This is a genomic window from Oceaniglobus ichthyenteri (assembly GCF_003057885.1).
Taxonomy (GTDB): Bacteria; Pseudomonadota; Alphaproteobacteria; order Rhodobacterales; family Rhodobacteraceae; genus Oceaniglobus; species Oceaniglobus ichthyenteri.
Genome location: NZ_QAGK01000006.1, coordinates 1 through 18,300, shown reverse-complemented (window position 1 = coordinate 18,300; position 18,300 = coordinate 1). Strand labels below are relative to the sequence as shown.

The window sequence follows — 18,300 nt, the reverse complement described above, 5'->3', positions numbered from 1 at the left end:
TGCGCTGCTCCGCTCCCATTTGCCGGGGCAGCGCCCAAACACATCTGAGGATTCTTCCATGACTAATCTGACCAACGCGGCCGCCGAGAACACTCTCGGGGCCGCGATCAGCTCCGGCTTGCCTGAAGACCAGCGCCGGTTGATCGAACTCGACGACGATATCGCCAAGATCCGCACGCAGATCGCAACCGCCGATCTGGCACGCCAGCGGGGCCAAAAACCCATCGATCCCGACTGGTTCCACCGGGCACGGACCGCGCTGCGCCACCTGTGCCGCGAACGGGCAGAACTGCTGGCGAAAGGAACCGGCCGCCGTCGTCGCGAGAAGCTGAAGGACGCGCTGATCGGCGTTCTGCGTGACCGGCATGACCCGGAGACGTGGAGCGGCATTTTGGCCGAGGCTCAGGCCCGCAGCGAACGGGAGGGTTTGTGATGGCTGATCTTCCCGCACCGGCCACGCCAACACTGACTGCGATCTATGCGTCTTACGAGGCGCGGCAGGGCGATGGCTTTCGCGACCACCTCGGCGCGTCGATCATCGGCAAATCCTGCGCACGCGCGCTCTGGTATGATTTCCGCTGGGTGACGCCTCCACGCCATTCCGGCCGCCTGCTGCGTCTGTTCGAGACCGGCCAACTGGAAGAGGACCGGATGGTCCGCAACCTGCGCGCCACGGGTGCGACGGTGTTGGAGGTCGATCCGGACACGGGTCGCCAGTTCCGTGTCGAAGCCCACGGCGGCCATTTCGGCGGCTCGCTTGACGGCGTCGCCCTCGGGCTGCTTGAGGCGCCAAAAACCTGGCACGTTCTCGAATTCAAGACCCATTCGGCGAAGAGCTTTGCCGATTTGACCGCGAAAGGCGTGGCGCTGTCCAAGCCCCAGCACGCTGCTCAGATGCAGATCTACATGCACCTGACCGGGATAACGCGGGCGCTGTACGTGGCGGTCTGCAAGAATACCGACGCGCTGCATGTCGAGCGCCTTAAAGCCGATCCCGCCATGGCCGAACGCCTGTTGGACAAGGCGGGCCGGGTCATCTTCGCCCAGCATCCGCCCGCGCGGATCAGCGAGGATCCGGCCTGGTTTGAATGCCGCTTCTGCGATCACCGGACTGCTTGCCACGATGGTGGCGAGGCCGCCGTGACCTGTCGGTCCTGCCTGCATTCCACGCCGATTGACGGCGGATGGCACTGCGCCCGGCACGACCGAATGCTGGCTCCACCCGAGCAGCGTGCCGCCTGCGGCAAACATCTCTTCATCCCCGATCTCGTGCCGGGTGAGGTCATCGATGCGGGGGAGGATATCGTCACCTACCGCATGGCTGATGGCTCCTCCTGGTCAAATGACGCCCGTACCACGGAGGCCGCGCCATGCTGACCCTGCGCCCATACCAAAATGCTGCAATCTCTTCGATCTACGGCTATTTCCAGAACAACAAGGGCAATCCGCTGGTGGTCATTCCAACCGCTGGGGGCAAGAGCCTTGTCATGGCGTCCTTCATCGAAGGGGTGCTGAAAGCCTGGCCCGATCAGCGCATCCTGATCGTGACCCATGTGCGTGAGCTGATCGCGCAGAACCATGCTGAGATGATCGGCCTTTGGCCCGAGGCTCCTGCGGGCATTTATTCGGCGGGTCTGGGCAAGCGCGAGGCGCAGGCGCGCGTCCTGTTTGCCGGCATCCAGTCGATCCACCGCCGGGCCCGCGAGATTGGTCATACCGATCTGGTGCTGATCGACGAGGCCCATCTGATCCCAGGCAGGTCGAACACCATGTATCGGCGTTTCCTCGATGCGCTGAGTGCGATCAACCCGGCGCTGAAGGTGATCGGACTTACGGCCACGCCGTTCCGGCTCGACAGCGGCATGCTGCATGAAGGCAGATCGGCGCTCTTCACCGACATCGCCTACGAGGCCCCGGTCCGCGACCTGATCGATCAAGGCTATCTCAGCCCACTCGTCTCGAAGCAGCCCGCCACCCGGCTTGATGTGTCGAAAGTTGGCACCCGCGCCGGTGATTTCATCGCCCGCGATCTGGCGGTAGCAGTTGACCAGGAAGCAACCACCCGGGCAGCTGTCACCGAGATCATCGAGTACGGCAAGGATCGCAAATCCTGGCTGGCCTTCTGCTCGGGCGTGGATCACGCGCGCCACGTTGCGGAGGAATTCCAGCGCAGGGGCATCAGTTGCCGCACGATCTTCGGCGATACGCCGAAGGACGAGCGCGACGCCATCATTGCCGCGTTCAAGCGGGGCGAAATCCGCGCATTGGCGTCGATGGGCGTGCTGACTACCGGCTTCAACGCCCCAGCCGTCGATCTCATTGCGCTGCTGCGTCCGACCCAGTCGGCCGGGCTCTATGTCCAGATGGTCGGTCGGGGAACGCGCCTGGCGCCAGGCAAGGAGAACTGCCTGGTTCTGGATTTTGCGGGCAATGTCCGGCGCCACGGCCCGATTGATCTCGTGCGTCCAAAGCGTCCCGGTGAGAATGGCGGGGGAGAGGCACCCACAAAGGTCTGCCCCATGTGTGAGAGCATCGTGGCGCTCTCGGCGACCGAATGTCCGGACTGCGGCTATGAATTCCCGGCCCGTGAGGTGAAGATTGCGCCGACCGCGGCCACGCTGCCGGTCCTGTCGTCAAAAGCACCTCAATGGCTGCAGGTGAGCGGCGTATCTTACTGCCGTCACGACAAACGCGGCGGGCGACCCTCGCTCAAGGTCACTTACAGCTGCGGTCTCGCCACTTACAGCGAATGGGTTTGCTTCGAGCATCAGGGATACGCGCGCCAGAAGGCCGCGGACTGGTGGCGCAAGCGTGCACCCGGTCTGCCTGTTCCGCTCAGCGTGAACGAGGCCATTGCGCAGGCGAGCCGTCTCACGCGCCCAAGCGAAATCTCGGTCCGTCCATCGGGCCGCTTTTTTGAAATCTCGGGCTACAGGTTCGATCCATGCGCCAAACCCACCCCGGCCTCTGCGCCGTCTGCCACCGGGAACCTCGCGGCTTTGGCTGGTTCAACGCAGGTTTCCGCATCTCGGACCAGCGGCGGGACGCAAGCCGCAAGCACCTCTGCTCTCGGACCTGTCAGGACCTCTGCCATGGGAGGAAGGGCATGATCGACCCCACTCCGAACGAGAGCGAGGCCATGACCGTCGGTGGCCAACAGGGCGGTGAATACCTCGAGAGCATCGGCAAAACCGACCTCGTCACCCTGACCGAGACCGAATGGGACCGCTTTCTGGATGCGGTTGTCACCGGATATTGCGACCACCTGCGCGCGCTTGCGGCCAGGGACCGCACGCGGCTCGACGGGATGACTCCGGAGGTACCGTTCTGATGGCAGACACATCTTACATGGCTCGGTTTGGCGCGCGGTTGGTCACCAACGGCTATGCCATTCTGCCGATTGGCCCGGGCACCAAGAAGCCGGGGCGTTTTCAGCGCGGGGCCTGGACCGATTATCGAGAATGGAATCGGCATGCAGAGCGCCCCACGACCGAGGTGGAGGTGACGACATGGTCGGCCTGGCCGGAGTGCGGCGTGGGGATCGTTGGCGGCGCGGTTGCGGCGGTCGACATCGATATCGTCGAGGATGCTGAATTGGCGCTCCGGATCGAGCGACTGGCCCGGGACATGCTGGGCGACACGCCTGCCTTGCGCATTGGGCGCGCCCCGAAACGCATGCTGATCTATCGCACGGCCGAACCGTTTCGCGGCATCAAGCGCCACCCGCTGGAAGTGCTCTGTCTCGGCCAGCAGTTCCTGGCCTATGCCGATCATCCGGACACGTGTGCCCCCTATGTCTGGCCCGAGGAAGGGCTGGCTGATCTCGACATCACAGATCTGCCGGAAATTACTGCGGAGGCTGCGGCGGCGTTTCTGGACGAGGCCTATGCGCTGCTGCCGGAAACCCTGCGGCAGCGTGGGCTTGCAGCCATGTCGCTTGGGGCGGAACACCTGCGCAGCCATAGCCAGGTCGGTACATTGCCTGCCATCCGGGCCGCGCTGGAATGGCTGCCCAACGCGGAACTCGACTATGACAGCTGGATGCGGATTGGTATGGCGCTCAAGGGCGCGCTCGGTGAAGCCGGTCAAGATCTGTTCGCGGATTGGTCAGCGCAGGCTGCGAAGGACGTCCCCGCGACCACAGCCAAGGCGTGGGCGAGCTTCAAGCCGGATCGCATCGGGGCTGGCACGATCTATCACCTCGCCATGGAGCGCGGCTGGCAGCCTGATTCATCGCTGCGCCTTGACGGGTCTTTGGTCTGCGATGGCAAGCATCCAGCTGCGGGGCTGTTATCGAGGCTGGACGGTCGTTCTGAAGAAGGCGTCGACACCCCGGTCAGCCGTTCGTTCACGCTGGAGATGCCGGACGGGCTGGTGGGTGATCTGACGGAATACATGTTGTCGACGGCCCGGCGTCCGCAGCCGCTTTTGTCACTCGGAGCGAGCCTCTGTGCGATCGGCGCGCTTATGGGGCGGCAGTATCGGACCGAAAGCAACCTGCGTTCGAACCTGTATGTCGTCGGCATCGCCGACAGCGGATCGGGAAAAAACCACGCCCGCGAGATCATCAACGAGGTCTTCTTCGAGGCGGGGCTGGCGCATCATCTCGGCGGCAACAAGATCGCCTCCGGGGCGGGGCTTCTGACCGCGCTGCACCGCCAGCCCGCGATCCTGTTCCAGATCGATGAATTCGGCATGTTCTTGGCGGCGGCAGCCGATCGACGACGCAGTCCGCGCCATATTACCGAAATCCTCGACAACATGACCGAGCTCTACACCGCAGCGGGGGGGATCTTCCTCGGCGCGGAATATGCGAACCGTGATGGGTCGAACGAGCGGCGGGATATCGTCCAGCCCTGTCTTTGCGTCTATGGCACCACGACGCCCTTGCACTTTTGGGGCGCGCTGCAGGGGGCAAATGTGGTCGACGGATCGCTTGCGCGTTTTCTGATTCTGCCGAGCGACGAGGATTACCCGGACGAGAACATCGCCGTTGGGATCCGCCAGGCACCGCCAGCACTCATCCACGGATTGCAGGGCGTGGCCGCTGGGGGTGGGCACCAGAAGGGCAATCTTGCGGGCAAGACGGCCGATCAGAACACGACAGTAAATCCGACCATCGTGCCCATGACCGATGAAGCGAGGGCGCGTTTTAAGGCACTGAGTGCCGAATTGACGGAGGAGTTGCGGGCGGCAGCTGGGACGGCCTTCACCGCAATCCTGGCCCGCATCGGAGAGAACGCGTTGAAGCTGGCGCTGATCGTCGCGGTCGGGCGCGACCCGGCAAATTCCGAGATCGACCTCTCGGCGGCGGACTGGGCTATCGACTTCGTGCGCCATTATGCGCGGCAGACCATGGAAGCCGTCGAGCGACATGTGGCCGACACGGAGACCGAGGCCCACTTGAAACGGCTCAAGGAGGTCATCCGCGCCGCAGGAGCGAACGGGATCACCAAGTCGGAAATCACGCGTGCCTCCCAGTGGCTGAAATCCCGCGACCGCGATGAGATCCTGCTCACCCTGATTGAAACCGGAGACGTCACGACGGGCATGCGGGGATCATCGACGAGGCAGGCCATGGTCTACCGGATGGCCCGCTGGATGGGCCCCTGGCGAGATGCTTCAGGGCGCAAAGTCAGTCAGAAGGAACTGTAATGATGCCTAACCATATGAAAGATAGTCCGAAAACTTGTTCTTTCACATTCTTCAATCTTTCAAGAGGATGCCTATACCCCTCGCGTGTATGCGCGCGCGATTAGAAATAGAGAGACACCCTCTATAACTATATAATAATTGAATAATTATATATTATAGAGACTGGGCAATGGGTTAGCGGTCCGAATCCTTCACGGGGGGACCTTGAAGCCCAAGAACAATTCGCAGTGCGACCCGATCGCCCTGCGCCTGACGTGACCAGACCACCCTTCGGGGCCTGGCGAGACCGCAGCCTTCACCGGCCAGCCCTCTCGCCGAGCCCGGCAAACCGAAGAGGAGGTCGTCATGACCCAATCACAAAACCCGCGCTGCATTTTGGCGCTCGATCTTGGAACCACGACGGGCTGGGCGCTCCGGACCTTCGACGGGCTGATCACCACCGGTACGGCGTCGTTCAAACCTGGACGCTACGATGGCGGTGGCATGCGCTATCTGCGCTTCACCAACTGGCTGACCGAATTGGATCGGCTATCGGGACCTTGCGCGGCGATCTGGTTCGAGGAAGTCCGTCGCCATGCAGGCACCGACGCGGCTCATGTCTATGGGGGCCTGATCGCGTCGCTGACCAGCTGGGCCGAACTCAGGGGCATTCCATATGAGGGCGTGCCGGTCGGGACCATTAAGCGCCACGCGACCGGCAAGGGCAACGCTCCCAAGCAGGCGATGATCGACGCAGCGCGCGCCCGAGGGTTCAACCCGTCCGACGACAATGAGGCTGACGCCATCGCCATCCTTCACTGGGCCATCGAGACCCGGGGAGGTACAGCATGAGGTTCACCCCCAAAGGCTATGGCGGTCAGCGCCGTGACCCCGAGCGGGTCAAACGGGAGGGCTGGCGTGAGCAGGGCGTGCTGGCCGTCAGCATCCACGATCACCGCCTGACCTGGCCCGAACGGGAGCTGGTCGAACAACTGGGTAAGAAACTGTACGGGCCGCGCCCAGCAGGGGAGGTGCGCCATGGCTGATCGCATCTGGACTGCTGACGATGTCGCCGATCATTTCGAAGAAGCGTTCCGCACCCTCCGGAAGCTACCGCCGGTGAAGGCCCGTGGGTATTTCAACGCATGGCCGGACATCGTGCGGACCAGCCGCGAAATCGCAGCGATGGAACCGCAACCCATGCGCGTCTGGCCTTCGGCGGCGTCGATCTCCCGGCTCGAGCAGACCTTCGACTGGGTGCTCTGGATTGAGGAGCAGGAACGCAAGCTGATCTGGTCCCGGGCTGCGCGTGTGCCTTGGAAGCAGATCAGCGGCGAGTTGGGGTGCGATCGTACAACTGCGTGGCGGAGGTGGCAGCTGGCGCTCACCAAGATCGCCTCGCGGCTGAATGCCTAGCGACTCCAACGTGTTGCAACACTTTTTTGTTCGACAAGTGCAACATTTCCGTGCTATCCGTAGGGCATAATGGGGAGAGTGCGTTGGAAAACGGCTCTCCCCGTTTTCGTTGCTGGATGCCCCACTGGCTTCCGGCGTCCATCGAAGGGTCCAGGCGGCTAACCCACTGACTTTACGGGTCCTTCCTGGCCGTAAACCTATACGGGGGGGCGCAGCGCGCAATATCGCCAGCGACAGGGCCAGTATTTTGGGAAGCCACCCCGGCGGGAATCCACCCGAAATCTGCTGAAAACCACAATAAAAACAAACCTTTGAATCCGGATGCGTCCGGTGGCCGCTGGATTCTTTGCGGAGTCCAGGCTGGCTGCCGGTGTCCGGAATCCAGGGGATCCACCCAATGAGGCGAACCGATCATAATGACGCTGAGCTTTACCCCGGACGCGATCAAGACCTGGCCGCTGGCCAAGCTTCAGCCCTACGCGAACAACGCCAAGATGCACGGCGCGGATCAGGTTGCGAAGATCGCCGCCAGCATGGCCGAGTTCGGCTGGACTGTGCCTTGCCTGGTCGGTGACGACGGCGAGTTGATCGCGGGCCATGGCCGGGTGCTGGCGGCGACGCAGCTCGGGCTTACGGAAGCGCCAGTGATCGTGCTGGACCACCTGACCGAGGCGCAGCGCCGGGCCTACCGGATCGCGGATAACAAGCTGACAGAACTCGGGACCTGGGACGAGGCGCTGCTGTCGGCCGAACTGAACGACCTGCTGGCCGAGGATTTCGATCTGTCGCTCATCGGATTCGACGACGCTGAACTCGAGGTGCTGTTGGCCGGAGAGGTTGATCCTGAGACTGCGTCCCGAGAGGGCGAGGACGATATCCCCGAAGCACCCGAGATCCCGATCAGCCGTCCCGGCGATCTCTGGCTGCTGGGCAAGCATCGGCTGCTCTGCGGTGACGCGACCGTTGCCACCGATGTCGAGCGTCTACTGGGTGATGTGCAGCCGCTCCTGATGGTGACCGATCCGCCCTATGGCGTCGAATACGATCCCGGCTGGCGCAACAGGGCAGGGGCCGCCGCAACCAGGCGCACCGGCAAGGTGCTGAATGACGACCGTGCTGACTGGCGTGAGGCCTGGGCGTTGTTCCCCGGCGACGTCGCTTATGTCTGGCACGGCGCGCTGCATGCGACCACGGTCGCCGACAGCCTTGAGGCTTCCGGCTTCAATATCCGGTCGCAGATCATCTGGGCCAAGGACCGGCTGGTGCTGAGCCGCGGTGATTATCATTGGCAGCACGAGCCGTGCCTCTACGCCGTGAAAAAGACCGGCAAGGGCCACTGGGCGGGCGACCGCAAGCAGACAACGCTGTGGCAGATCTCGGGCAAGGATCAGGATGCTGAAACCGTGCACGGGACACAGAAGCCGGTCGAATGCATGCGCCGGCCAATCCTGAACAATTCCAACCCGGGGCAGGCGGTCTATGAACCCTTCATGGGATCCGGCACCACGCTGATCGCGGCCGAGACGACGGGCCGGGTCTGCTACGGGATCGAACTCAATCCGGGTTATGTCGATGTCGCCGTGGAGCGGTGGCAGCAGTTCACCGGCAAGGACGCTGTTCTTTCCGGATCAGGCGAATCCTTCAACGAAATCAAGACCAAAGACGATTGAGGTATGCATGACCTGGCTTTACCTTCCTCCGGACGCGTTTCCGGAACCGCAGACGCATGCCTCTTCGGACTGTCCCTCTGCTCCGGCGCAGGCGGGCTCGACCTCGGGCTCACCATCGCCATGCCCGGATATCGAACTGTGGGCCATATCGAACGGGAAACCTACGCCGCAGCCACTCTCGTGGCGCGGATGGAAGACGCGGCCTTGGATCGCGCGCCTGTCTGGGACGATGTTGCCACCTTCGACGGCCGCCCGTGGCGCGGCGCGGTGGACATCGTCACTGCGGGATATCCGTGCCAGCCGTTCTCCGTCGCGGGCAAGCGCCGGGGCGCGGACGACCCGCGCCACCTTTGGCCGCATGTCGCCCGCATCATCGGCGAAGTCGAACCGCCCTTCGTGTTCCTCGAGAATGTCGCCCATCATCTCCGCCTCGGTTTCCCCGAAGTCGCCAGCGGACTGGTCGGCATGGGTTACCGCCTTGCGGCGGGCCTCTTCACGGCGGCGGAAGTCGGCGCGCCCCACAAGCGCGAACGGCTGTTCATCCTCGCCATTCGCGAGGGAGACGAGCTGGCCGACCCCACGCGCCTGCTCTGGGACTCGTTCGAGTGGCGGAAACCGGACGGAGATGCTGCGCCTCTGGCCGACGCCGAGAGCCAGCGCCAACGAGAACCGGCAGACGAAGCCGACGCCCTCGCAGGAAGCGGGCAAGCACGGGATGAACCTCGCGACGACGGCCGCGATGTGGCCGACGCCGCAGTCCGACAGCTTTCGCAGCCGGGGCGGAGATCGGAAACACCAGAAGGGTCTGGACGGCATGGCGCGGGACTGGCCGACGCCGATGGCCAACGACGGGTGCAAGCCGAGCGCGGGCAATCGCAAGACAGCGGATCTGACAAACGCCAGCCGCATGTGGATGACGCCGACGGCGCGGGATCACAAGGACGGGGCGACGACATTGGCGAACACGCCGGTCAACGGCCTGCTTGGCCGCCAGATGGGGTGGATGCCGCCCTTCCTCGGCGGCAACGCCATGTGCCACATTCGTGGTGCTTGGTTCCACGAGAGGAAAAGGAGGCATCCATGGAAAAAGGTATCATCGTCGGGGTCGATCTTGCAAAGCACAGCTTTCAGCTGCACGGGTCATCGGCGGACGGGACCGTTCTGTTCCGCAAGAAGCTCAGCCGACCACAGTTTCACCGTTTCATGTCCGAGCAGCCACGTTGCTCCGTTGTCATGGAGGCCTGCGGCGGGGCGCATTTCTGGGCACGCGAGCTGGGGCGCTTGGGCCATGACGCGCGGCTGATCTCGGCGCGTTACGTGAAACCGTTCATCAAGCGACAGAAAAACGACGCGGCAGACGCCGAGGCGATCGTCGAGGCGGCAACCCGTCCGACGATGCGCTTCGTCGAGGTCAAGAGCGCAGAACAGCAGGCCCGGGCAGTCGTGTTCCGGACCCGCGAGCAGCTCCTGAAGCAGCGGACCGAGCTGGTGAACGCCCTGCGTTCGCACCTCTACGAATTCGGGTATGTGGCGCCACAGGGGATCCACAATCTTCCGCGCATCGCGAAAATTCTCGATGATAAAAATACTGATATTCCATCGCTGGCGCGCGAGACCTGCTGTGATCTCCTCTCGCAAATCTCCGAACAGACCACCCGGATAAATGCGTTGACGAAGCGGATGGGCGAATTGGCCCGCACGGCGGATACGACCCGCAGATTGCAGACCATGCCGGGCATCGGTCCGATTGGCGCTCTGGCCATTGAAACCTTTGCGCCGCCAATGGAAACCTTCGGCTGCGGCCGCAACTTCGCGGCCTGGCTGGGTCTCGTGCCCCGGCAGAACTCGACAGGGGGCAAGCAGCGGCTGGGCCGAACGTCGAAGATGGGACAGCAGGACATACGGCGATTGCTGATCATCGGCGCGATGGCTGTGGTGCGATGGACAAGCCAGAAAGGAGCCCGCCCGGGGACGTGGCTGGCGCGCATGCTGGCGACGAAACCGCGAATGCTCGTGGCCGTCGCTTTGGCGAACAAGATGGCGCGTGGCATCTGGGCGATGCTGACGCGCAACGAGGATTATCGAGATCCGGGGCAGTTGATGGCGGCGTAATACCGCGACGACAATCATCTGAAACCGGTACGCTGGGGATGTAAGGAGAGGTGCCGAACTTCATGGGAAAATGATCGAACAGATCAGGGTCAGGAAAACCAGTCCAGGACACAGAGCCACTCGCTCGCCCGCCAGATTTGGACCCGGCCCGCGGATCACCATACCGGCCAGCGGCGTGTGAAAGGCCGCACTATCAGGCCTGACACAAGCACGCACTCGATCTCTATCTCAGAACAAGGCAAATCGACTTGCAAAACGGGCGGCATCCACACAAGGTCCTGGTGACGCCGATGGCTGGGATCGATTCCTGCGAAGCGCGCCGAACCTTGAACCCGCAGTTCGTCGAGGCGCTGATGGGCTGGCCCACCGGGTGGACCGGCTTCGCCTCTGTGGCAACGGCGTGGTCCCCTTGGTTGCGGCGCATGCGCTGCGAATTCTTGCGGCTGAATTGCTGGCCGACGGATGAGGTGGCGGGATGAAGCAGTCACGCCTCATGTCGCTGGTGGAGTCCGTCGTCAACGTGATCGTCGGCTACGGCGTCGCGGTCGTCACGCAGATTCTGATCTTCCCGATTTTCGGGCTGCATACGACGCTGGCGCAGAACCTCAAAATGGGCGCCATTTTCTCATTCGTGAGCATTGCCCGCTCATTTGTCCTTCGGCGGCTGTTTGAACGGATCAGGGTTGCCAATCACTGCGACGGCCATGCCGGATATGAAGAACCTGCACCGCTCCGTCGATGACGGCATAGTAGACCCGCCAGCGGGTTCCGTGACCATAGAGCGCGCGCCGGATCGGCAGATCGAAGGCCTTCGATTCCTGCGCAATCGGATGCGCCTCGGGCATGGCGCCAAAGTCGAGGATCATATTGCGGATACCAACAAGCCATTCGTCCGCAGCCCTCGGGTTGCGGTCGCGCAGCCAGATCCATGAAGCTGTCAGATCATCCGCCGCATTCGGCGTGATGATCACCGGCAGTGAAGCTGTCATTTCGTCTGAGCGAGTTCGTCAAAGAATCGGCCAGCCTCTGTGCCTTCACCGGCCCGGGCTTGCGTCAGTCCCTTGCGGATGCCCGCGACGGTCTCGGCATGGTCGAGCTGGTCCTGCATGTCCTGCCATGCGCTGGCGTCCATGACGACGACCGAAGGCTTGCCATTGACGGTCAGGATCTGCGGCCGTCCGCTTTCCTTGATGCGCGCGATCATGCGCGCCGAATTCCGTTTGAACTCGGTCAGCGGGCTGATGTCTTTGATGATGTCCATGGCTGGGCTCCCGGCGCGCATCTAATTCGGTGCGAATATAGCGCGATTTCAGATGCGCGTCGAGATGTTCCGTGATCAATCGCGGATAGCGTAGACGCGGCCTCTTCCGTCAACCACCTCGGAGGTGATGGTCAGGCCGAGCTTCTTCTTCAGCGCACCGGCCATCGCGCCGCGCACCGTGTGCGATTGCCATTCGAGCGCTGCGACAATCTCGTCGATGGTCGCGCCGTCCGGCGCGCGCAGCATGGCGATCAGCGTTGCCTGCTTGGTGCCCTCGCGCGGTGTCCGTGCCTTGGGCGCGGCCTCTGTTTCGGTGGGGGTGTCCGGCGTGGGCTCCTCGATCAGCGCGCCCGCAGGCGCGGGGTTCGCGTCCTCGGGTTCGATGCCGATGGCGGCGAGGCCTGCGTTGGTGGCGACCAGCGTGACACCGTGGCCGTCGCCGGTCTCGCGCCAGACCGGTTCGCCGTTGCGGATGTCGGCATCGACTTCTTCGAGAAGGCCTTTGGCGAGCATCGCGCCGACCACCTTGGCAGCGGCACCGCCGCGCAGGCTGTCGGGCAGCGGCAGGGCAACGCGGTCCTCGTTCTGGGCCGCGCGGGACAGGATGATCGTCTGGGTGTCGGATAGCTTGGTCATGGGGTCGTCTCCGTGTTCGGACCGCGACCGTCGCGGTCTTCTACGACCCCAAGCCGCGCAGGGCGCGCGGTCGGAGTTCGGGCGGGGGCCCGAGGTCAGATCAGCCCGAGGTCTTTCAGGCAGGCGGCCGCATCAATCAGTTGATCGGTCGGAACCTCGATGGTGATCGTCATGCTGTCGGCATGGGCGCGGACATAAACGCCGCCGTCGTCCAGCAGGGCGCCTTCGATCTCGTCGAGGATTGTGGTGATGCGGCTTCTGTCCAAGTGGTCGGGCAGCTTGCGGATCGGCAATCGGATGGTGCTGGTTTCCATGGCGTTCACTCCGCGTGCTCGCCTTCGCTGAAGGCGTTGTTGGTGATGCGCTTCAGCAGGCTGGCGTAATGCTCAAGGGCGCCGACATGGCCCCAGTTCACTTCGTCGGGGTGGGCGTTGAAGTGGTCGTCGCTCAGGCTTGCCAAGCGGGCGAGCATCTCGTCGATTTCGGCTTTCTTGCCCATGAAGGCGTTGAGCGCTGCTTCCCGGTTCCGCGCAGCTTTCTCGGCGCGCAGTTGGTGGCGGGGCGTTGTCTGGGGATTCAGGCGGGTCATCGTGGCGGCTCCTTGGTTTTGCGCTACCGCTGCGCTGCTTGAGCGCGGCGGTGAGTTGCATCGTTTTCTTGAGACCATGTTCGCTCTGGCGCGGAAGCTTATCAACTACATAAGCACATGATTTTGAATGATAATCGGAGCGCGCAATGGAGGGTCTGAGCGAGCGCCAATACGCCGCCCGCGTTGGCCTTTCACGCGGCGCGATCCAGAAGGCCAAGGCGACCGGACGGCTGGTTTTGCACGGCGATGGCAGCATCGACGCGGTCGCCAGCGATGCCCTGCGGGCTGAAGCGACCGATCCGTCCAAGACCCGCAAAGCGCCACAACAGAAACTAAAGCCCGTCCCGGAGGCGGCGGTCTCCGCTGTGGGCGAAACCCTGCGCGAACAGGGTCTGGCAGCACCGGCGGTCGGTAGCGGCACCACCTTCCTGCAGGCCAAGACGGCCAACGAAGTGCTGAAGGCGCAGGAACGCCGCCTCCGGCTGCAAAAGCTGAAAGGCGAGCTGATCGACCGGGCGCGTGCGCTGTCCTTGGTCTTTCGGCTGGCGCGGCAGGAGCGCGACGTCTGGGTCAACTGGCCTGCGCGTGCGGCTGCGCTGATGGCTGCCGATCTGGGCGTTGAGCCTGCAGCCATGCAAAAGGTTCTGGAAAAACATGTCCGTGCCCAGCTCGACGATCTTGCCGAGGTCAAACCCGATCTCCGGTGACGATGCCTTTGAGTTCGACGGTGCAGCAGAAATCCAGCGCGCCTGGGGCGCGGGCCTCTCGCCGGATCCGGACCTGACCGTGTCTGAATGGGCGGACCGGCACCGGATGCTCTCGGGCCGCGCCTCGGCCGAACCGGGCCGGTATCGCACGGCGCGCACGCCCTATATGGGCGAGATCATGGATCGGCTGAGCCCGGGCGATCCGACCCAGCGGATCGTGTTCATGAAGGCGGCGCAGGTCGGTGCGACCGAGGCTGGGAACAACTGGATCGGCTTTGCCATCCACCAGGCGCCGGGCCCGATGCTGGCGGTCCAGCCGACGGTGGAACTGGCAAAACGCAACTCGCGCCAGCGGATCGATCCGCTGATTGATGAGAGCCCGGAACTGCGCGAGCGGGTCAAACCGGCGCGATCTCGCGACGCCGGGAACACGATGCTGTCGAAGGAATTCGCGGGCGGCATCCTGATCATGACCGGCGCGAACTCGGCGGTCGGGCTGCGTTCGACACCAGCACGCTACATCTTCCTCGACGAGGTCGATGCCTATCCGGCCTCGGCCGACGAGGAGGGCGACCCGGTCACGCTGGCCGAAGCCCGGTCACTGACCTTCGCGCATCGGCGCAAGGTCTTCCTGGTCTCGACGCCGACGATCCGGGGGCTGTCGCGCATCGAGCGGGAGTTCGAGGCCAGTGATCAGCGGCGGTTCTTCGTGCCATGTCCGCATTGTGGCCAGCAACAATGGCTGAAGTTCGAACGGCTGCGCTGGCAGAAAGGCCACCCCGAGACGGCGGAATATCATTGTGAGGGCTGTGAGACACCCATCGCCGAACACCACAAGACGGCAATGCTGGAAGCGGGTGAATGGCGCGCGACAGCCACGGCGGCCGATCCCAATACCGTCGGCTACCACCTCTCGGCGCTTTACTCGCCGATTGGCTGGCTCAGTTGGGAGCGGATCGTGCGGGCCTGGGACGCGGCGCAAGGCTCGGACGAGGCGATCAAGGCGTTTCGTAACACGATCCTCGGCGAGACATGGGTTGAAAGCGGCGAGGCGCCGGACTGGAAGCGCTTGGCGGATCAGCGCGAGACATGGACTGCTGGCACCGTTCCAGCGGGCGGATTGTTTCTGACCGCCGGGGCCGATGTGCAGAAGGACCGGATCGAGGTTGATGTCTGGGCCTGGGGCAGGGGTTTGGAGAGCTGGCTCATCGATCATCTGGTCCTGGAGGGCGGGCCTGGCGATCCGGCGTGCTGGCAGCAGTTGACCAATTTCCTCGGTCAGACCTGGGAGCATGCTTCCGGTCAGCCAATGACATTGGCGCGGCTGGCGATCGATACCGGCTATGAAACCAGTGCTGTCTATGCCTGGTCGCGGCAGGTCGGTTTCGCGCAGGTGGCGCCGGTGAAAGGCGTCGAAGGGTTCAACCGTTCAAGCCCGGTCACCGGCCCGACCTATGTCGATGCGACCATCGCGGGCAGGAGGCTGCGGCGCGGCGCGCGGCTTTGGACGGTGGCCACCTCGACCTTCAAGACCGAGACCTATCGCTTCCTTCGGCAGGACCGGCCGACGCGGGCGGAAATCGCGAATGGGCACCTTTGCCCGCCCGGAACCATCCATCTGCCAAACTGGGCGGACGGCGAGTGGCTGAAACAATTCACGGCCGAACAACTGATCACGGTGCGTACCCGGCGTGGCTTCGCCCGGCTGGAATGGCAGAAGCTGCGCGAACGCAATGAAGCTCTGGATTGTCGGGTCTATGCCCGAGCAGCCGCTTGGATATTGGGCGCAGACCGTTGGTCCGATGCGCGGTGGACTGATCTGGAAGCACAGGTCGGGATCACGGCGCAGGACATGGCTGAGGACGGGGCGGGAAACACCACGCCCGCTTCTCGGCGCGCGGGACCACAGCGGCGAACCGTGCGCTCAAGTTACATGAGGTGAAGGGGCTGGAAACGCAGGGTCATGTTGGCCGGGCCGGTTCAGTGCAGGCAGCATTTCTTGAACTTCTTGCCGCTGCCGCAGGGACAGGGATCGTTGCGGCCAAGTTTGTCAGGTGTCTTTGTGAGGGCCTCTGTCCAAGGGGCCACGCGTAAGGCGTTGTCAACTTTGCGGGTCTTCTGCTGGATGAGAAACTCATCGGTATAACAGTGCCATTTCGACAACTCATCGATGGCACTGGTGATCAGGGCTTTCTGGTAACGACGGTTTGCGGGGGAAACACCTTCGTTGAGGGAGGCCTCCAGATCCTCGAGGAAATGCCCGAAGTCGCAATACTCTTTCGGGATCAGGCCCTGGTCGAAAACCTCGCGCACAGCCTCCGACATGTCTTCAAGCCCAAGATCGGCAACGCCGTCCATCCAGCCAGTTAGAACATCGGTCGATGCCTTGGGGCAGCGTTGGCGAAAGGTCCGGAAATAATTCTCGATCACCGGGCGTTCAGCGGGGTGCAGTTGCGCTATCAAGACGAGAGCATTCATCAAGGACAGACGCGCGAATTCGTCAGCCTTCCTGTCCTCGATCGCGTCGAACACGGGCTGCAGGTCGCCGTCGAATGTTCCAGCGATGACGCGAAAGCTTGTTTCGGTGACAGCGTCCCCGAGGAGATGGTCGATGACCTTGGTAGGACGACGGAGCATCTGAACCAACGGGCGATAGGCACGAGGATCCTGCCATTCGCCCAGCATGTGGAAGATCGGAATAAAAGCCATCAAGTCAGCGTCTTTCATCGCCGGGATAGGCTGATGTGCGAGGCGGGTTGCGAGATCGACGAAGACTGGCGCCATTTCTTCGCGCCGGGTGCCTGCTTCGGCCATGGCGGTTCTCGGAAAAATGTCGTCGCGCGCGAGATCGCGCATGATTTCGGTTGGGGTCATGGTTTTGCCCTCACTCGGGATTCGGTTGGCTCAATGAAACATATTCCCAAGTCAGGTCAATTCAGATGCCGACAATCACAGAACTTCGCGCCCGCCGCGAGACTCTCACTGCACAGCGGTCCTCTGGCGTGGCGCGGGTCAGCTACGACGGCAAGACGGTCGACTATCGCAGCGTGGCGGAAATCGACCGGGCCATCGAGGCGCTCGACCGCGAGATCGCGGCGGCCGAGGGGCGGCGGATCGTGCGACAGGTGCGTGTGACAACCGCGAAGGGGCTCTGAGCCATGGGGCTGTTTGATCGCTTTCGCCGCCGGAGCCCCGGCGGTCCCGCTGCTGTGTCCGCGCGCCTCGAAGGCGCAATGGCTAAACGGCGGCTCAGGGGCTGGAACCCGCCGCTTGAAAACATCAATTCGCTGGTCGCCTCGGGCGGTCCGCGATTGCTGGCGCGCTCGCGGGAATTGGTGGTCACCAATGGCTATGCCGCCAATGCCTGCGAGGCCTTTGCGTCGAACATGGTGGGCGATGGGATCAAGCCCTCGTCGCTGATCGAGGATCCGGATCTGCGGGATCGGGTGCAGCGGCTCTGGCTGGCATGGACAGATGAGGCCGATGCCGACGGGCTGACCGATTTATACGGCCTGCAGGCGATGGTGGCGCGGGAAATGTTCGTGGCGGGCGAGTGTTTCGTGCGATTGCGGCCGCGCCGGGCTGAGGATGGGATGCTGGTGCCGCTGCAATTGCAGCTGCTGCAATCCGAAATGCTGCCCTTCGACAAGACCGAGACGGCGGCCAACGACAATCGCATCCGCTGCGGCATTGAATTTGACGCCATCGGCCGCCGCGTGGCCTATCACTTTCGCCGCCGCCATCCCGGTGACAGCACCGATCAGGGGTCTGTGATTCCCGAAACGGTCCGCGTGTCCGCCGTCGACGTGCTGCACATCTACCGCCCCATCGATGCGGGTCAGATCCGGGGCTTGCCACATGTGGCACCGGCCATGGTGCGGCTGTTTCTGCTGGATCAGTACGACGACGCCGAACTGGACCGCAAGAAAACCGCGGCGATGTTTGCGGGATTCATCACCAAGACCGCGCCGGAAGACCCGATGATGGGCGAAGGTGAGGCAGATCTCGACGGGGCGGCCATCGCCAGCCTCGAGCCCGGCACGATGCAGGTGCTGTTGCCCGGTGAGGACGTGAAGTTCTCGAGCCCCGCTGACGTGGGTGGCGGCTATGAAGCATTCCAGTACCGGACGCTGCTCGCGGTATCGGCCTCGCTGGGGCTGCCCTATCACCTGGTGACCGGGGATGTGCGGCAGGCGAACTATTCGAGCCTGCGGGCAGAGCTGGTCGAGTTCCGCCGCCGCATTGGCCAGCTGCAGCATGGGGTGATCGCGCATC

The 18,300-nt window shown here is 63.4% G+C and carries 21 protein-coding genes and 1 pseudogene; 16 read left to right on the top strand and 6 right to left on the bottom strand.

Annotated elements, in window-relative coordinates:
- Positions 1-58 precede the first annotated feature (58 nt).
- From C8265_RS10325 to C8265_RS10270, 12 genes and pseudogenes are all read left to right on the top strand, one after another.
- Positions 59-433 (top strand): hypothetical protein, encoded by a 375-nt coding sequence (locus tag C8265_RS10325; RefSeq protein ID WP_206050324.1) that lies wholly within the window; start codon positions 59-61, stop codon positions 431-433.
- The gene (locus tag C8265_RS10320) at positions 433-1,377 is read left to right on the top strand and encodes a PD-(D/E)XK nuclease family protein (protein WP_108483941.1); all 945 of its coding nucleotides are present in this window, start codon (positions 433-435) and stop codon (positions 1,375-1,377) included. Before C8265_RS10325 ends, C8265_RS10320 begins: the two co-directional genes overlap by 1 nt.
- Entirely contained in the window at positions 1,371-3,110 is a 1,740-nt protein-coding gene (locus C8265_RS10315) for a DEAD/DEAH box helicase (protein ID WP_108483940.1), read from the top strand. Before C8265_RS10320 ends, C8265_RS10315 begins: the two co-directional genes overlap by 7 nt.
- The gene (locus C8265_RS19480) at positions 3,107-3,331 is read left to right on the top strand and encodes a DUF6511 domain-containing protein (RefSeq protein ID WP_164512312.1); all 225 of its coding nucleotides are present in this window, start codon (positions 3,107-3,109) and stop codon (positions 3,329-3,331) included. The genes C8265_RS10315 and C8265_RS19480 overlap by 4 nt, the downstream gene beginning before the upstream one ends.
- The gene (locus C8265_RS10310) at positions 3,331-5,655 is read left to right on the top strand and encodes a DUF3987 domain-containing protein (protein ID WP_164512311.1); all 2,325 of its coding nucleotides are present in this window, start codon (positions 3,331-3,333) and stop codon (positions 5,653-5,655) included. The genes C8265_RS19480 and C8265_RS10310 overlap by 1 nt, the downstream gene beginning before the upstream one ends.
- 345 nt (positions 5,656-6,000) lie before the next feature.
- Positions 6,001-6,486, top strand: a complete 486-nt coding sequence (locus C8265_RS10305) for a crossover junction endodeoxyribonuclease RuvC (RefSeq protein WP_108483938.1) — start codon at positions 6,001-6,003, stop codon at positions 6,484-6,486.
- The gene (locus tag C8265_RS10300; protein ID WP_108483937.1) at positions 6,483-6,680 is read left to right on the top strand and encodes a hypothetical protein; all 198 of its coding nucleotides are present in this window, start codon (positions 6,483-6,485) and stop codon (positions 6,678-6,680) included. Before C8265_RS10305 ends, C8265_RS10300 begins: the two co-directional genes overlap by 4 nt.
- Positions 6,673-7,050 carry a DUF6362 family protein gene (locus C8265_RS10295; protein WP_108483936.1) on the top strand — a complete coding sequence of 126 codons (378 nt, stop codon included), beginning with the start codon at positions 6,673-6,675 and terminating at the stop codon, positions 7,048-7,050. Before C8265_RS10300 ends, C8265_RS10295 begins: the two co-directional genes overlap by 8 nt.
- A 416-nt stretch (positions 7,051-7,466) precedes the next feature.
- A complete protein-coding gene (locus C8265_RS10290; protein ID WP_108483935.1) occupies positions 7,467-8,720 on the top strand; it encodes a site-specific DNA-methyltransferase in 1,254 nt (417 codons plus the stop codon).
- 3 nt (positions 8,721-8,723) lie between these two features.
- A pseudogene (locus C8265_RS19745) lies at positions 8,724-9,323 on the top strand (DNA cytosine methyltransferase); the annotation flags it as partial.
- Positions 9,324-9,800: 477 nt separating this feature from the next.
- Positions 9,801-10,832: an IS110 family RNA-guided transposase gene (locus tag C8265_RS10280; protein ID WP_108484166.1), complete on the top strand. Its 1,032-nt coding sequence runs from the start codon at positions 9,801-9,803 to the stop codon at positions 10,830-10,832.
- Between the two features lie 475 nt (positions 10,833-11,307).
- On the top strand, positions 11,308-11,574 hold the full coding sequence (locus tag C8265_RS10270) for a DUF7220 family protein (RefSeq protein WP_108483934.1): 267 nt from the start codon (positions 11,308-11,310) through the stop codon (positions 11,572-11,574).
- Here C8265_RS10270 and C8265_RS10265 read toward each other — a convergent pair.
- The 5 genes from C8265_RS10265 to C8265_RS10245 all read right to left on the bottom strand — a co-directional run bounded on the left by C8265_RS10265 (position 11,510) and on the right by C8265_RS10245 (position 13,318).
- Complete coding sequence (locus tag C8265_RS10265; protein WP_206050323.1) at positions 11,510-11,821, bottom strand: type II toxin-antitoxin system RelE/ParE family toxin; 312 nt, start codon at positions 11,819-11,821, stop codon at positions 11,510-11,512. The two genes, C8265_RS10270 and C8265_RS10265, sit on opposite strands and share 65 nt — an antisense overlap.
- Positions 11,818-12,093, bottom strand: a complete 276-nt coding sequence (locus C8265_RS10260) for a type II toxin-antitoxin system Phd/YefM family antitoxin (protein ID WP_108484165.1) — start codon at positions 12,091-12,093, stop codon at positions 11,818-11,820. The genes C8265_RS10265 and C8265_RS10260 overlap by 4 nt, the downstream gene beginning before the upstream one ends.
- Before the next feature lie 75 nt (positions 12,094-12,168).
- Positions 12,169-12,729 carry a DUF3489 domain-containing protein gene (locus tag C8265_RS10255; protein WP_108483932.1) on the bottom strand — a complete coding sequence of 187 codons (561 nt, stop codon included), beginning with the start codon at positions 12,727-12,729 and terminating at the stop codon, positions 12,169-12,171.
- Positions 12,730-12,824: 95 nt separating this feature from the next.
- Positions 12,825-13,043 carry a hypothetical protein gene (locus C8265_RS10250; RefSeq protein ID WP_108483931.1) on the bottom strand — a complete coding sequence of 73 codons (219 nt, stop codon included), beginning with the start codon at positions 13,041-13,043 and terminating at the stop codon, positions 12,825-12,827.
- 5 nt (positions 13,044-13,048) lie between these two features.
- On the bottom strand, positions 13,049-13,318 hold the full coding sequence (locus C8265_RS10245; RefSeq protein WP_108483930.1) for a hypothetical protein: 270 nt from the start codon (positions 13,316-13,318) through the stop codon (positions 13,049-13,051).
- Positions 13,319-13,464: 146 nt separating this feature from the next.
- Between C8265_RS10245 and C8265_RS10240 the strand changes: the two genes are divergently transcribed.
- Both C8265_RS10240 and C8265_RS10235 read left to right on the top strand, forming a co-directional pair.
- Positions 13,465-14,025: a hypothetical protein gene (locus C8265_RS10240; protein ID WP_108483929.1), complete on the top strand. Its 561-nt coding sequence runs from the start codon at positions 13,465-13,467 to the stop codon at positions 14,023-14,025.
- Positions 13,973-15,967 (top strand): phage terminase large subunit family protein, encoded by a 1,995-nt coding sequence (locus C8265_RS10235; RefSeq protein ID WP_108483928.1) that lies wholly within the window; start codon positions 13,973-13,975, stop codon positions 15,965-15,967. Before C8265_RS10240 ends, C8265_RS10235 begins: the two co-directional genes overlap by 53 nt.
- 38 nt (positions 15,968-16,005) lie before the next feature.
- Here C8265_RS10235 and C8265_RS19740 read toward each other — a convergent pair whose 3' ends face one another.
- Complete coding sequence (locus C8265_RS19740) at positions 16,006-16,899, bottom strand: DUF1186 domain-containing protein (protein WP_338065781.1); 894 nt, start codon at positions 16,897-16,899, stop codon at positions 16,006-16,008.
- A 65-nt stretch (positions 16,900-16,964) separates the two neighbouring features.
- On the opposite strand from C8265_RS19740, the gene C8265_RS10225 reads away from it, so the two are divergent.
- Complete coding sequence (locus C8265_RS10225; protein ID WP_108483927.1) at positions 16,965-17,180, top strand: phage head-tail joining protein; 216 nt, start codon at positions 16,965-16,967, stop codon at positions 17,178-17,180.
- A 3-nt stretch (positions 17,181-17,183) separates the two neighbouring features.
- On the top strand, positions 17,184-18,300 hold a 1,117-nt coding region (locus C8265_RS10220; protein ID WP_240611043.1), incomplete at its 3' end, for a phage portal protein.

What these genes read in the sequence shown, in the direction of transcription:
- C8265_RS10325 (WP_206050324.1), top strand. Translation starts at nt 59, where the DNA reads ATGACTAATCTGACCAACGCGGCCGCCGAGAACACTCTCGGGGCCGCG.
- C8265_RS10320 (WP_108483941.1), top strand. Translation starts at nt 433, where the DNA reads ATGGCTGATCTTCCCGCACCGGCCACGCCAACACTGACTGCGATCTAT.
- C8265_RS10315 (WP_108483940.1), top strand. Translation starts at nt 1,371, where the DNA reads ATGCTGACCCTGCGCCCATACCAAAATGCTGCAATCTCTTCGATCTAC.
- C8265_RS19480 (WP_164512312.1), top strand. Translation starts at nt 3,107, where the DNA reads ATGATCGACCCCACTCCGAACGAGAGCGAGGCCATGACCGTCGGTGGC.
- C8265_RS10310 (WP_164512311.1), top strand. Translation starts at nt 3,331, where the DNA reads ATGGCAGACACATCTTACATGGCTCGGTTTGGCGCGCGGTTGGTCACC.
- C8265_RS10305 (WP_108483938.1), top strand. Translation starts at nt 6,001, where the DNA reads ATGACCCAATCACAAAACCCGCGCTGCATTTTGGCGCTCGATCTTGGA.
- C8265_RS10300 (WP_108483937.1), top strand. Translation starts at nt 6,483, where the DNA reads ATGAGGTTCACCCCCAAAGGCTATGGCGGTCAGCGCCGTGACCCCGAG.
- C8265_RS10295 (WP_108483936.1), top strand. Translation starts at nt 6,673, where the DNA reads ATGGCTGATCGCATCTGGACTGCTGACGATGTCGCCGATCATTTCGAA.
- C8265_RS10290 (WP_108483935.1), top strand. Translation starts at nt 7,467, where the DNA reads ATGACGCTGAGCTTTACCCCGGACGCGATCAAGACCTGGCCGCTGGCC.
- C8265_RS10280 (WP_108484166.1), top strand. Translation starts at nt 9,801, where the DNA reads ATGGAAAAAGGTATCATCGTCGGGGTCGATCTTGCAAAGCACAGCTTT.
- C8265_RS10270 (WP_108483934.1), top strand. Translation starts at nt 11,308, where the DNA reads ATGAAGCAGTCACGCCTCATGTCGCTGGTGGAGTCCGTCGTCAACGTG.
- C8265_RS10265 (WP_206050323.1), bottom strand. Translation starts at nt 11,821, where the DNA reads ATGACAGCTTCACTGCCGGTGATCATCACGCCGAATGCGGCGGATGAT.
- C8265_RS10260 (WP_108484165.1), bottom strand. Translation starts at nt 12,093, where the DNA reads ATGGACATCATCAAAGACATCAGCCCGCTGACCGAGTTCAAACGGAAT.
- C8265_RS10255 (WP_108483932.1), bottom strand. Translation starts at nt 12,729, where the DNA reads ATGACCAAGCTATCCGACACCCAGACGATCATCCTGTCCCGCGCGGCC.
- C8265_RS10250 (WP_108483931.1), bottom strand. Translation starts at nt 13,043, where the DNA reads ATGGAAACCAGCACCATCCGATTGCCGATCCGCAAGCTGCCCGACCAC.
- C8265_RS10245 (WP_108483930.1), bottom strand. Translation starts at nt 13,318, where the DNA reads ATGACCCGCCTGAATCCCCAGACAACGCCCCGCCACCAACTGCGCGCC.
- C8265_RS10240 (WP_108483929.1), top strand. Translation starts at nt 13,465, where the DNA reads ATGGAGGGTCTGAGCGAGCGCCAATACGCCGCCCGCGTTGGCCTTTCA.
- C8265_RS10235 (WP_108483928.1), top strand. Translation starts at nt 13,973, where the DNA reads ATGTCCGTGCCCAGCTCGACGATCTTGCCGAGGTCAAACCCGATCTCC.
- C8265_RS19740 (WP_338065781.1), bottom strand. Translation starts at nt 16,899, where the DNA reads ATGACCCCAACCGAAATCATGCGCGATCTCGCGCGCGACGACATTTTT.
- C8265_RS10225 (WP_108483927.1), top strand. Translation starts at nt 16,965, where the DNA reads ATGCCGACAATCACAGAACTTCGCGCCCGCCGCGAGACTCTCACTGCA.